12 protein-coding genes are annotated in these 12,834 nt (G+C 51.4%); 6 read left to right on the top strand and 6 right to left on the bottom strand.

Annotated features, from left to right (window positions below; all coding sequences use genetic code 11):
• Window positions 1-209: 209 nt before the first annotated feature.
• Window positions 210-935: a GIY-YIG nuclease family protein gene (locus Q8Q07_04235; protein ID MDP3879500.1), complete on the bottom strand. Its 726-nt coding sequence runs from the start codon at window positions 933-935 to the stop codon at window positions 210-212.
• A 402-nt stretch (window positions 936-1,337) separates the two neighbouring features.
• Here Q8Q07_04235 and Q8Q07_04230 point away from each other — a divergent pair, with 402 nt between their 5' ends.
• Complete coding sequence (locus Q8Q07_04230) at window positions 1,338-1,529, top strand: hypothetical protein (protein MDP3879499.1); 192 nt, start codon at window positions 1,338-1,340, stop codon at window positions 1,527-1,529.
• A 170-nt stretch (window positions 1,530-1,699) separates the two neighbouring features.
• On the opposite strand, the gene Q8Q07_04225 is transcribed toward Q8Q07_04230, so the two are convergent.
• Window positions 1,700-2,968, bottom strand: a complete 1,269-nt coding sequence (locus tag Q8Q07_04225; GenBank protein ID MDP3879498.1) for a radical SAM protein — start codon at window positions 2,966-2,968, stop codon at window positions 1,700-1,702.
• Window positions 2,969-3,481: 513 nt separating this feature from the next.
• On the opposite strand from Q8Q07_04225, the gene Q8Q07_04220 reads away from it, so the two are divergent.
• From Q8Q07_04220 to Q8Q07_04200, 5 genes are all read left to right on the top strand, one after another.
• Window positions 3,482-4,123 (top strand): VTT domain-containing protein, encoded by a 642-nt coding sequence (locus Q8Q07_04220; GenBank protein MDP3879497.1) that lies wholly within the window; start codon window positions 3,482-3,484, stop codon window positions 4,121-4,123.
• Window positions 4,124-4,721: 598 nt separating this feature from the next.
• Complete coding sequence (locus Q8Q07_04215; GenBank protein ID MDP3879496.1) at window positions 4,722-5,324, top strand: MEDS domain-containing protein; 603 nt, start codon at window positions 4,722-4,724, stop codon at window positions 5,322-5,324.
• A 67-nt stretch (window positions 5,325-5,391) separates the two neighbouring features.
• A complete protein-coding gene (locus Q8Q07_04210; protein ID MDP3879495.1) occupies window positions 5,392-7,830 on the top strand; it encodes a PAS domain S-box protein in 2,439 nt (812 codons plus the stop codon).
• Window positions 7,831-7,849: 19 nt separating this feature from the next.
• Window positions 7,850-8,299, top strand: coding sequence for a response regulator (locus Q8Q07_04205; GenBank protein ID MDP3879494.1), 450 nt, complete (start codon window positions 7,850-7,852; stop codon window positions 8,297-8,299).
• Window positions 8,299-9,432, top strand: a complete 1,134-nt coding sequence (locus tag Q8Q07_04200) for an ATP-binding protein (GenBank protein MDP3879493.1) — start codon at window positions 8,299-8,301, stop codon at window positions 9,430-9,432. Before Q8Q07_04205 ends, Q8Q07_04200 begins: the two co-directional genes overlap by 1 nt.
• A 59-nt stretch (window positions 9,433-9,491) precedes the next feature.
• On the opposite strand, the gene phoU is transcribed toward Q8Q07_04200, so the two are convergent.
• The 4 genes from phoU to pstC form a co-directional block, all read right to left on the bottom strand.
• Window positions 9,492-10,160, bottom strand: coding sequence for a phosphate signaling complex protein PhoU (gene phoU, locus Q8Q07_04195; GenBank protein ID MDP3879492.1), 669 nt, complete (start codon window positions 10,158-10,160; stop codon window positions 9,492-9,494).
• 22 nt (window positions 10,161-10,182) lie between these two features.
• A complete protein-coding gene (gene pstB, locus Q8Q07_04190) occupies window positions 10,183-10,953 on the bottom strand; it encodes a phosphate ABC transporter ATP-binding protein PstB (GenBank protein MDP3879491.1) in 771 nt (256 codons plus the stop codon).
• 1 nt (window position 10,954) lies between these two features.
• On the bottom strand, window positions 10,955-11,836 hold the full coding sequence (gene pstA, locus Q8Q07_04185; GenBank protein MDP3879490.1) for a phosphate ABC transporter permease PstA: 882 nt from the start codon (window positions 11,834-11,836) through the stop codon (window positions 10,955-10,957).
• On the bottom strand, window positions 11,836-12,834 hold a 999-nt coding region (gene pstC / locus Q8Q07_04180; protein MDP3879489.1), incomplete at its 5' end, for a phosphate ABC transporter permease subunit PstC. The genes pstA and pstC, both read right to left, overlap by 1 nt.

Below are 12,834 nucleotides of genomic sequence, written 5' to 3'. Positions count from 1 at the left end.
GATTCAGGAAGCCATGGAGAAACTGGAAAAGGCAGCCCTGTTCATGAAGGTACTGGGCTCCTATCCCAGAGCCAGGTAGCCGGCACGACCCTCTTGCACCCCATCCCGGTTCGAATCCAATGTGGGCTACCAATTGGAATTGAAAAAGGCACAGCTTTTTAGCTGCGCCTTTTGCTTTCAAGCTCTTGTGTCAGTTATTGAAGGGAACCTCACATGAACTTTCTTCTCTTGAAGGCTGACACATCTTTTATTGAAAGGTCAAACCATTCGCCTTGTCTTCTCCTGTCCTTAAATCTGTTATGCCAATAATTCTCTATTCCAACAGGGTCATCGGTTCTTATTTTGTGTAATACCGTTAAGTCTTCGGGAAGCTTGATACCGATTTCATAATTACGTCTTTCAACGTTTTTACTATTACCGATTTTATAAAAACGTCCCGATTTCATCAGGTATACATAACCAAATTCAATATCTGAGTCTTTTGGAAACTGCTCGGTAGAAGCTCCTGATATTGATACAGCTTTTTTACAGATGTCTGCTACATCCGAATACTCAGGATTATCTGCACAATACGCCAGGATTCTTTTGGGTAGTTCAGATTGTCTGCCTAGACGGCTGTGTATTGTGTTATGAGCGGGGAAACCCTTACTATTATGAGCCTTCATTCTAAGTTCTCCAACAGTCGGAAATTTGCCTATTTCTCTTATTAGAGAGATTATCTGCTCAATCAATGCTTCTTCGTCGTAAGCTAATTGAAGCGTATTGGGCGGGTATCCAGCTTCGGCAAGTGCGTCATTCCATCTTGTCCAATGTTTTCCCCACCAGTCCCAATATCTAATACCAGTTTCCTTCTCAAATTTGAGCCTTCCCAAAGGAATACCATTATTTGCTTTGGCGGTGCGGTCTATTTCTTTAAGAATATAATCCTTGTCCATTTGATGTTTATTATAAATGAGGTCTGATATTCAAGCAAGCAACTGCTGTAGGCTCGGTATGAGATGTTTCTTCTCAAAGAAAAGTTCGGAATGCTTCCAGTGCGGGCTAACAAGTGATTCGAGCTTGGCCCGCCTGAAAAGGCGGACTTTTTGATTGCCTTAATTATGATATAATTATAACAAATGCAGCGAGCAAAGCTTTCTTAGCGTGAAAAGAAGGGAACTGATTAAACATTTGGTTGAAAATGGAGCTTTGTTCCTGCGAGAGGGTCGGAGACATAGTATCTATCACAGAGGAAAGTATAGAACGGAAGTCCCGCGCCATAATGAGATAGTTGATGAATTAGCCCGAAAAATTTGCAAGGACCTTGAAATTCCTTTTCTTAAGTGAGGAGTAGCTCAATGAAATATAGGGCAGTTATTAAAAAAAGCGGTAACTGGTGGATAGGCTGGCTTGTTGACCTGCCGGGTGTTAACGCGCAAGAAAAAAGCCGGGATAAACTCGTTGAATCTCTGAAAATCGGCGCTGAAGATATGCTCAACACTCCTATCGAACCGCAAAGCGAAGAAGAATTGGTAACAATCGAGGTGTAACACTCAACCCCCGCTGCCAATTCAGTAGTATCATTCCCTTTATATTTTACCTTTGATGCTGCTGGCCTTTATTTCTTTACGTCCATTCTGTGCAGGTTGGTTCCATGTCAAAACTCCAAATTAATAATAACTTATAATAACTTGCTCAAATTCTCAAAGTATGACCACCTCTAGCGAAGCCTGCTATAGTGTGCCCGCCAACCGATATTTATTGCCCAAAGCAAGGCTAAATTACGGCGCGCTAGACCGACTCTTTCCCAAATCGAGGGTAGTTTGAAGAACTCCTGTGAAGCCCAGTCATGTCCCTTCTTTAATACCTGCCGTGACATCAGCTTCGGCTCAAAGACTATCTCATCAGCATACCTGGACCATTCCCTGGTGATTATCCTACCCTCTTTGTCCAGAGAGTTATAGAAGTCAGTACCGGGAAGGGGCATCGGATAAGCAAAACCAGCGCTCTCCAACTTCATTTTCTGGGCAAAGCGGACAGTGCGCTCAAAAACATCTTGAGTATCCTCGTCAAGACCGATGATGAAGAAGCCGTGGATACCAATTCCTTTGGAGTGAATCTTTCTAATCACCGTCTGGTACTCATCTACTACATTTATTTTCTTGCCTACCGCGGCTAGATTGGCCGGGGATATTGACTCAAATCCGATGAGCAAGCCGATGCAACCGCTGGCAGCGGCCAGTTCCAGCAGTTCATCATCCTTGGCTATGGTGACCGAGGCCTGGCCTAACCACTTGATTTTGCGGGGAATCATGGAGCGAAAAAGCTCTTTGGCAAATTTAGGATTGCCAATGATATTATCGTCAACGAAAAAAAAGTATTTACCCCCGTTAAAGGTATCAAGCTCCTTGATGACTTCTTCTACAGGACGGCAGCGATAGGTACGGCCGAAGAAGGAAGAAACTGAGCAGAAAGAGCAGGAATACGGGCAGCCTCTGGTGGCAGCCAGTGTGTTTTTGATTAAGTAGGCCCCTTTGGTAAATAAGTCCCGGCGGGGTAGGGGTAAATTATGCAATGGCAATCGCTCACCTTGCTCGTATCTCTTTTGGAGCCTGTTTGCCTTGAGGTCGGCGATTAGTCTGGGCCAGGTCTCCTCAGCTTCGCCAATGACTACGGCATCAGCGTGCTGACCTGCTTCATCGGGCAGGAAGCTGGCGTGTATACCTCCCAGGACGACCTTTACTCCTCTGGATCTAAAGATATCAGCAATCTCGTAGGCGCGTTGTGCCGTAATGGTCAATACCGTGATTCCTACCAGGTCAGTTTCCTCTTGAAAATCAATAGCTGCAACATTCTCATCGGTTAATGAGACTTCGACATCTGGCGGGGTTAGTGCCGCAACCATCCCCAAACCCAGCGGCGGTACTAGAACCTTCTTAAGCTTCCGGCTGTTCACCAGTACAGCCGGGGCAATTAACTTTAACTTCATACGATATACTCATCCTTTTTGGCAAAAAATAATTAATTAATATTGCGTAGGGTCTATTTTAATACGTTTCGCTCGCTGTGACAAATACTGGACTCCAGCAGTTACGGAAAAGTTGTGAGGCACTGTTGCAGCGCGGAATCAGCCCTTTCCTCTCAAACATCAGCTCGGAATACTTCCAATGCCGGTATGGGTGGACAGGGCGTGCTGCCCGTCCCGATAGTTTATCACGGATGGGTGCAGAGACTGCCGGACTCCTGGACTAACCATCTGACCGACGCCCAGCGTAACCCGTTACCATAATGAAATAACGCGATGGGTTTTCCCGCAAAACCCGGGAGCACACACCAGTGTGTGCTCCCGGGTTACATTAATCACCCCAAACCGGCGTCTGATAACCATAAAAGGATCGACCTTTTAATATCTCAGAGCCTGAACAAAATAAGGACAAATCCTCCGGAACTTAAGTAGTAGTACGGATTACCCCATAAGGGGCAATAAATGTAGAATAGTTATGTGAAATTAAGAGCAGAGCTGGCCGCTTTCGGAGCTGTAAGCTGGAAGGAATGGGGTAAGGTCGCTGCTACCCTGCTGGTTTTTATTGCTTTTACGGTAGGTCTGACTATCTTGTTCCACAGGATATCAGATCGAATCCAGTTTTCCATCTATGAGTCCGCCTGGATCGCTTATCTGGTGGTTTTCACCGCCACCCTGGTATCCAATTTATCTCTGGTAACGCCGGCGCCCGTTGCCCTGGCCGTGATGCTGCCGGCAGCAACTCTGTGGAACCCGGCTCTCATCGGGTTGGCAGCCGGTCTGGGGGCCAGCATCGGGGAGCTCAGTGGCTATCTGGCCGGATACTTGGGACGCAAGATGATTCTGCCTGAGACTTTCATGTGCCGTATCAATGACAGGTTCTGCATCAGTCACATGGGTCAGAAGATTCAACAGTACGGGGCGTGGGCTATCGGGGTGCTTGCCTTTCAGCCTATCCTGCCCTTTGATGTGGGCGGAATATTGGCCGGGATGGCTAAAATGCGTCTGCCCCGGTTTTTTTTAGCTCTTCTGGCTGGAAAGACGGCGAAATTCGTCGCTCTGGCTTACCTCAGCGGGCTGATAGCCCATTTACCATTCCTTTCCTCCTTTATGCTGAAATAGCAGATTGACTGACAGCTTCCGGCGGTAAGGGAGCGGCAAAGAAAATACCCATCGCTCCAACTTTATTATGATTCTTTAACCGCCCCCCGGTTTGAAGCCACACTTTCCGCTTCTTGCACTATTCAGTGACTATTTCCAGGCCTGGTATAGGGCATTGTAAATAGCGTTAGTTTACCTATTTCATTCCATTCCGGCCCCGTAGCAGGTACGGGATAAACTTCAGCCGGAATCCGGCCTGTCCCCACCCCAACTGGATACCGACTCCCGTGTCGGAGTACGGGACAAGCTTCGTCGGTATGGTTATCGGGCATAATAACGGATCGTTAGAAACATTACACTAGTCCCAGACCATAGCGTCTTAATGCCCTTGAGCCGGGCCGGATAAGCAGGTCTTCTTTCGCCTGCTTACCCGGAGATAGCCTCACCTGAATAGCTATCTTTGAACTTGAGAAATTATCAAAGGGCTCCCAAAGCCTTGTTCAATCTGTCAGGCAGAAGGTAAAGACAGATAAAACTTGATATAATGACAATATTTTGAAATAATATAGGTATATCCTTATCGTCACCGGTGGAATAGCTAAAGTACGGAGGTATAAACATGGAACCTGCAGGTAAGAGAAATTCGGGTATCACCCTGGTTGGAGACCTGCCATGGGGTACCCATTTCTGCCAGTTCTACACAACCAAGAAAGATTTGCTTGACACGCTTGTTCCTTATTTCAAGGCCGGCCTGGAGAATAACGAGTTATGCGTCTGGGTGACTTCTGATTTCGTGACCGAGGCAGATGCGCTGAGAGCCATGAAGAAAGGCTTGCCGGGCTTTTCCGGCTACCTTGACAAGGGACAGATTGAAATATTCCCCTACACGGACTGGTACCTGAAGGGAGGAAGTTTTGACCTCAAGAGAACGCTCGATATGTGGATGGAAATGCACGATGGAGCTTTGTCACGGGGTTTTGACGGATTAAGGGTTAGCGGTAACCCGTACTGGATCGATAATAAGAAAGACTGGGATGATTTTGCCAGTTATGAGGCGGAAATCAACAACGTTATCGGCGGTACCAGGCTGCTGGTACTTTGCACCTACTCTCTCAAGAAATGCGGCGTAGCCGAGATACTGGACGTCGTCAAGAACCATGAATTTGCGCTGGCGATGAACCGTGGCGCCTGGCAGCTTATCGGCGCACCTGCGGCTGGGTAACAGTCGTATCTCCTGGCTCATGTCTACACCTCCGCAGACGTAAGGGGTAAGCGTTTCCTGAGACAATATGGACAATATGTACTCTGACAAACGGAAATCGGGCATTTCCTTAATCGGGGACGTTCCCTGGGGTACCAGCTTCTGCCATTTCTCTCAAACGGATAAGGAACTGCTGAATGTCCTGGTACCTTATTTCAAGGCCGGACTGGAGGGTAACGAGTATTGTATCTGGGTTACCTCCGGCACCCTGGACTGTGAAGCTGCCCGCAAAGCACTGGAAAAAGCCGTCCCCCGATTCAAGGAGTACCTGGAAAAGCAGCAGATTGAGATAATACCTTACAGCCAGTGGCATGCTGCGAATAAAAACCCGGGGGAAACGATCATCTTAAGGCACGATAATGCCATCTCTCGCGGCTTTGACGGCCTCCGGCTCGCCGCCGATGCCCTCTCCGAAAAGAAGGGCGGCAAGACTTCCCGTTCTTACCCGGAGGTCGATACCATCGGCAGATACAGCGTGATTGCCGTCTTCACTTACCCGCGCGACGAGTTCGATGCTGCGGGGCTTATGGAGATAATGAAGAATTACCGGTTCGCGCTGGTGCGCAACGCCGGTAAACTGGAGGTCATTGAGAGTTCAGAGGCCAGGATAGCCAGAGAAGCCCTCAGGATAACTGAAGAGAAGCTGAATTCCATCTTCCGCCATATGGCGGAAGGGTTTGCCTACCACCGGATAGTGCTGGACAGCAGTGGAAACCCCTGCGACTACGTGTTTCTTGAGGTTAATGACGCCTTCGAGAAACTTACCGGACTTAAAGCGAAAACCATCATCGGGAGAAGGGTAACGGAAGTTCTTCCTGGCATCGAAAAAGACCCCACGGACTGGATAGGCAAGTTCGGCCAGGTGGCACTGACGGGAAAGCCCATGAGCTTCGAGAGCTATGCGGAGCCATTAGGGAAGTGGTATTCCGTTTCCGCCTTTAGCCCCCACAAAGGGTTTTTCGGTGTAACCTTCAGCGACGTCACGAACCGGAAGAAAACTGAAGACGACCTGCTAAAAACGAAAGCGGAATGGGAGCGAACCTTCGACAGTGTCCCGGACCTCATCTCCATTCTGGACGACAAGCATACAATCATACGGGCTAATAAAGCGATGGCAGACCGCCTGGGGCTGACACCGGAGAAATGCGTGGGGCTGCATTGCTACGAGGTCGTCCACGGGGCAACGTGTCCGCCGGAGTTCTGCCCGCATTCCCGGACCTGCGGGGACCTCCGGGAGCATATGAGCGAAGTACATGAACCGCGCCTCGGCGGCGACTTCCTGGTGAGTACGACGCCACTTTTCGATGATCAGGGAAAGCTGGTCGGCTCCACGCATGTCGCACGCGACATCACCGAGCGCAAGCAGGCCGAACGGGCGCTGCGCGAGAGCGAGGAACGGTTGAAACGGTCAGAGGAACTCGCCCACCTCGGTAGCTGGGAACTGGACATCGTCACTAATACTCTTATCTGGTCTGACGAGGTCTACCGGATTTTCGGACTGCAGCCTCAGGAATTCGGCGCGACTTATGAAGAGTTCCTCCAGGCCGTGCATCCCGATGACCGCGCGGCAGTGGATGAAGCCTACTCCAGTTCACTGCGGGAGTCAAGAGATACCTACGAGGTTGACCACAGGATTATAAGAAAATACAGCGGAGAAATACGCTATGTCTCTGAAAAATGCGAGCATACCAGGGATGAAAGCGGCAAAATCATCCGGTCTATCGGCATGGTGCATGACATCACCGAGCGCAAGCTGGCTGAAGAAGAAGTAAGGAAGCGTACCGCCGAACTCGAAGCATCCAACAGAGAACTGGAGGCTTTCTCCTACTCAGTTTCACATGACCTGAGAGCACCCTTAAGGAGCATGGAAGGCTTCAGCAATGCCCTCCTTGAGGACTACGCTGACAAGCTGGATGACCGGGGCAGGCAGTACCTGAAGTACGTACAGGAATCGAGTGACCTTATGGCGCAGCTGATTGACGACCTGCTCAAGCTGTCCAGGGTGACGCGGAGCGATATGAATTACGAAAGGGTGAAGCTGAGCGAGATGGCGCAAAAAGTCCTGGCACAACTCGAAAAGAGCGAACCTGACCGGGAGATGATACTGAACATCGCGCCTGATATCACGGCCTACGGTGACCGCAACCTGTTGCGCCTGGTACTGGAAAACCTGCTGGGCAACGCCTGGAAATTCAGCGGCAAGGTCTCTTCACCCTGCATTGAAATGGGCACTACGGAGCAGAACGGCAAGCGGGCCTATTTCATTCGCGATAACGGGGTCGGGTTTGATATGGAATATGCTGACAAACTCTTCAAACCGTTCCAGCGTCTGCACAAATCAACCGAGTTTGCCGGAACCGGAATAGGACTGGCAACGGTACAGCGCATTATAAACCGCCACGGCGGCAAGGTCTGGGCGGACAGCAAGGTGGGGGAAGGAACCACGTTTTACTTCACACTGGGCTAGAGCGAAAAAGGAGGATTTTTTGGAAAACAAGAGGATACTTCTGGTAGAGGATAATCCCAAAGATGTGGAGCTTACCAAACGGGCGCTCCTGCAGTCAAACATCAGCAATGGACTGATGGTTGTTGAGGACGGAGTTGAGGCGCTGAAGTATTTCTTTGGCGAAGATGGCAAGAGCGGCTGCGCCTTCGAGGACCTGCCGGTGGTGGTGTTGCTCGACCTGAAGCTGCCCAGGGTTGACGGGCTTGAAGTGCTGCGCCGCCTGCGCGCCAGTGAAAAGACGAAACTGATGCCGGTAGTAGTACTTACCTCTTCAAACGAGGAAAAGGATATAGTCGCCAGCTATGACCTTGGCGCCAACAGCTTTGTACGCAAACCGGTTAAATTCTCCGAGTTCGCTGAAGCTATTAGACACCTGGGGCTGTACTGGCTTATACTTAACCAGCCGGCGCCAAACGGTGCAAGGAAATAATGAAGCCGCTGAGAGTACTTATCGTTGAGGATTCGGAGCAGGATGCAGCCCTTCTCATAATGGAATTGCAGAAAGCCGGCTATTCCCCGGTCTACAAGCGAGTGGATACAGCCAGTGAGATGAGCGACGCCCTGGATACCGAAGCGTGGGACATCATAATCAGCGACCATTCCATGCCAAGCTTCAGCAGCCTGGATGCTCTGCGGCTATCGCATGAAAAGGGGCTCGACCTGCCTTTCATTATCGTATCCGGGCAAATCGGTGAGGACACAGCCGTTGAAACGATGAGGGCGGGCGCCCATGACTATATAATGAAGGATAACCTCAAACGCCTGGGCCCGGCAATCGAAAGGGAGCTTGAAGAATCAGCCAACCGCCGCAAGCGCAGAAAAGCGGAGGAGGAGCTTAGAGCCAGAGAAGAAGAACTCCGCCTGGCGAAAAAGATTGAAGCTCTCAAGGACGAGTTCATCGGCATGGTGTCCCATGAGCTTAAAACACCGCTTACGGTCATCATCGGTGCGCTGAAAGTCGCTGCAACTGATGGTGTGACCATCGAAGAGGCGAGAGATCTCATCCATAACGCCGCCGCCAATGCTGAAGCTTTAGCCGCCATGGTTGATAATCTGCTGGAGCTGTCACGCTATCAATCGGACCGCCTGAACCTGCAGCCGAAGCAGACCCAGGTCAAGCCCGTAATACAGTCCATTATCCAGAAGTTTGAAAATGTATCTGAGGTACACCACCTTACCGTTGATTTTCCTGCTGAGCTGCCGGCGGCAATGATTGACCCTATCCGGATAGAGAGAGTGCTCCATAACCTGGTGGAGAATGCAATAAAGTACTCTCCGGATGGGGGAGAGGTCAGAATATTCGGCTCTCAGCGGGACACTCAACTGCTTATCGGAGTGAGCGACCAGGGAATAGGGATTTCACCCGAGGACCAGACCAGACTTTTCCAGAGTTTCCAGCGGCTGGACGTACAGAACAAGTATGACATAGCCGGCGTGGGTCTTGGTTTAAAAGTCTGCCATATTCTGGTGGAAGCTCACGGAGGTCATATCTGGGTGGAGTCTACACCCGGCAAAGGGTCAACCTTCTGCCTGACACTACCCATCTCAGATGACAAACAGTAGTCCATTCATCGGGTCTTTCCATAACAGAGACAGCCTCTTTTTACGAATAGCCCTTTCGTTCAGTAGTTCGACGCTCCAATCTCCTCCATCTTCCCGGTTGCCAGATAAACGACCCGTTCACAGATGTTGGTTACTCTGTCCGCACTGCGCTCCAGGTTGTGCGCCACCCAGATAAGCCGGGTGGCTCTGGTGATGGTCTTGGGGTCTTCTATCATGAAAGTAAGAAGCTCTCTGAAGACTTGATTGTAAAGGTTATCCACTTCATCATCCTCAGAGGCAATTTGCCTGGCGGTATCAGCATCGCGGTTAATCAGGGCTTCCAGGCTCCGGCGCAGCATACTATTGGCTTTTTCCGCCATACGGGGTATGTCAATCAGCGGCTTGAGAGGAGGCTCATCCCCAATCAAGATTACAATCTTGGCGATACCCTCAGCGTAATCACCGATTCGTTCTATCTCGGTAATTATATTCAGGACGCAGATAATGGCGCGCAGGTCACCGGCCATGGGCTGCTGGGTGGCTATAAGCTGGATACACTTCTCCTCTATATCAAACCGCTTCCTGTTTATCTTCCGGTCGTCGGTTATTATCTCGCGAGCCTTTTCCAGGTCTCTATCTTTCAGGGCTTCAATGGAACGGATGATAGCTTTTTCTACCATGCTCCCCATGGCAAGAACATCATCCTGGATTTCCCGCAGCTTCTTATGAAAGACCGTCCTTATTTCCATTTTATAAAGCCTCCCCTCGCCTCTAACCGAAGCGCCCGGTAATATAGTCTTCCGTACGTTTATCCCTGGGATTGGCGAAAAGTTCAGACGTTGGTCCGTACTCCACCAGTACCCCCGCCCGGTCTGTATCCATGGTCATAAAGGCGGTGGAATCTGATACCCTGGCCGCCTGCTGCATATTATGGGTTACTATAATGATTGTATAGTCTTCCGTCAAGTTTCTCATCAAATCCTCAATCTTGAGGGTGGCCACCGGGTCAAGAGCGCTGCAGGGTTCGTCCATCAGGATGACCTCCGGCTCGATGGCGATAGCCCGGGCGATGCACAACCGCTGCTGCTGACCGCCGGAGAGGGCCAGGGCGCTTTTGTTCAGTCGGTCTTTTACCTCGTCCCACAGTGCCGCCCGCTTAAGCGAAGACTCCACCGCCTCGGCCAGGCTGCCCTGGTAACCGTTGGTGCGCAGTCCGAAGGCGACATTATCGAAGATAGACTTGGGGAAGGGATTAGGTTTCTGAAATACCATGCCGATATGGGAGCGTATCTCGGTGGGGTCTACACCCGGAGCATAGATATCCTGGTTGTCAAAAAGTATTTTCCCGTCTACTCGCGCTCCCGGGATGAGGTCATTCATCCGGTTGAAACAGCGCAGAAGAGTACTCTTGCCGCAGCCGGAAGGACCGATGAAGGCGGTTACCTGTTGCCGGGTTACCGTCAGGCTGATATCTTTCAGTGCCTGAAAATTGGTGTACCACATTTTCAGGCCGTTCACCTCTATTATATTCGCTTCCGTCACATTATTCCTCCGATCTTATCTGGTAGCGATTCCTCAGGTAAATGGCCAGGGCATTCATTGAGAGAAGGATCACCAGCAGGACGATGATACCAGCCGCGGCCAGTCCACGGAAATCATCCTGGGGTCGCGTTACCCAGTTGAATATCTGGATCGGCAGCACGGTAAATCTATCAAACGGACTGGCGGGGATGAAGGTGAGGTAAACCAGGGCGCTAATGGCTATAACCGGGGCCGCCTCACCTATAGCCCGGGACATGGCCAGGATTATCCCGGTGAGTATCCCCGGAAAGGCCGCCGGCATGATAACTCCCCGGATAACCTGCCACTTGGTGGCCCCCAGGGCATAAGCGGCCTCGCGGTAAGTCCGGGGCAGAGCGCGTATGGCCTCTCTTGATGCCAGGATAACAATGGGCAGAACCATCAGGCCAAGGGTCAGGGCGCCGGACATCAGGCTCCGGCCCAGGCTCATCCAGCCGACGAAGATAGTCAGGCCAAGGAGTCCGTAGACAATAGAAGGGACACCGGCCAGGTTGGAAATATTCACCTCTATCATCCGTGTCAGCCAGTTTTTAGATGCGTACTCTTCAAGATACAGCGCTGCCCCGACCCCGACCGGCACCGTAAAAAGGGCGGTCAGTCCCATGAGCCAGATTGTGCCCGCTAATGCCGGGAGAAGCCCCGCCTCCTCCGGGTGGCGGGAGGGATAACTGGTCAGGAAGTGCCAGCTTAACCAGGGCGTGCCCTGCGCCAATATCCGGACCAGCAGGGTTATCAGCCCGGCGATACTCAGCAGCACGGCCAGCAGGAAGAGACCATAGACAAGGTACCCCACCCCTTTACGCAAGGGTAGACGGCGCCGGAAAAGGTCTGTGTTTAGCTGCATCAGTACCTCTCCTGCCAGCGGCGGACTATCCAGTGTCCCAGCAAGTTCATGAGCAGGGTCATTATGAATAACAGAAGGCCGACCGCAAAAATAGTGTTATACTCCAGCGAGCCATGCGCTGTCTCCCCCAGGCTCAATTGGACGATGAAAGCTGTCATCGTCTGGATACTCTCCAGTGGGTTTAAGGTCATCTTTGGAGTCGCCCCGGCGGCTATGGTGACCAGCATCGTCTCGCCAATGGCGCGTGAGATGGCCAGGATAAAGGCGGCGATAATGCCGGAAAGGGCAGCCGGCAGCGTTACACGCATGGCTACCTCCAGGCGAGTAGCCCCCAGGGCATAAGCCCCCTGCCTCAGGGAACGGGGCACGGCCAGCATGGCGTCTTCACTCAGGGATGAAACCATAGGTATTATCATCAATCCCATCACCAGTCCGGCGCTCAAGGCATTGAAAATCAGCATATCCGGGAACACTTTCTGCAGTAGCGGGCTGACAAAAGTGATGGCAAAATAGCCGTAAACCACGGTGGGAATACCGGCCAGCAATTCCAGAGCCGGCTTGATTATCCGCCGTACTCGGTCCGGGGCGTACTCAGAGAGGAAAATAGCCGTAGCCATGCCCGCCGGCAGGGCCACGGCAGCGGAGATTACCGTTACCAGCAGGGTACCCATTACCAGGGGCAGAACGCCGAATGACTGGGGTACCAGGATTGGCGCCCAACGGGTGCCGGTCAGAAACTCCCAGATGGAAACCTCCCTGAAGAAACCGAACGCCTGCGAAAGCAGGCTGACGACGATGCCGATAGTGGTGGCTACGGATACCAGGGCGCAGGTGAAGAGTATCCAGCGTACCACTCTCCCCTCAATATCCTGCCGCCGGCCGCGGGCACTTCTGGAGCGCTGTCCCAGCCTTACGATACGTCCCCCGGTTTCGGTTATATCCTGTTCCATATTCATAGTTTTCAGAAAAAGCGGGAAGGAACAGCGGTCTTTCGCTCT

Source organism: Dehalococcoidales bacterium (assembly GCA_030698765.1).
Taxonomy (GTDB): Bacteria; Chloroflexota; Dehalococcoidia; order Dehalococcoidales; family UBA2162; genus JAUYMF01.
The sequence above is the reverse complement of the archived record's forward strand: the minus strand, read 5'-3'. Positions and strand labels throughout refer to the sequence as shown.

Coding starts and splice junctions, on each gene's coding strand:
- Q8Q07_04235 (MDP3879500.1), bottom strand. CDS start 935: ATGGACAAGGATTATATTCTTAAAGAAATAGACCGCACCGCCAAAGCA.
- Q8Q07_04230 (MDP3879499.1), top strand. CDS start 1,338: ATGAAATATAGGGCAGTTATTAAAAAAAGCGGTAACTGGTGGATAGGC.
- Q8Q07_04225 (MDP3879498.1), bottom strand. CDS start 2,968: ATGAAGTTAAAGTTAATTGCCCCGGCTGTACTGGTGAACAGCCGGAAG.
- Q8Q07_04215 (MDP3879496.1), top strand. CDS start 4,722: ATGGAACCTGCAGGTAAGAGAAATTCGGGTATCACCCTGGTTGGAGAC.
- Q8Q07_04210 (MDP3879495.1), top strand. CDS start 5,392: ATGGACAATATGTACTCTGACAAACGGAAATCGGGCATTTCCTTAATC.
- Q8Q07_04200 (MDP3879493.1), top strand. CDS start 8,299: ATGAAGCCGCTGAGAGTACTTATCGTTGAGGATTCGGAGCAGGATGCA.
- phoU (MDP3879492.1), bottom strand. CDS start 10,160: ATGGAAATAAGGACGGTCTTTCATAAGAAGCTGCGGGAAATCCAGGAT.
- pstA (MDP3879490.1), bottom strand. CDS start 11,836: ATGCAGCTAAACACAGACCTTTTCCGGCGCCGTCTACCCTTGCGTAAA.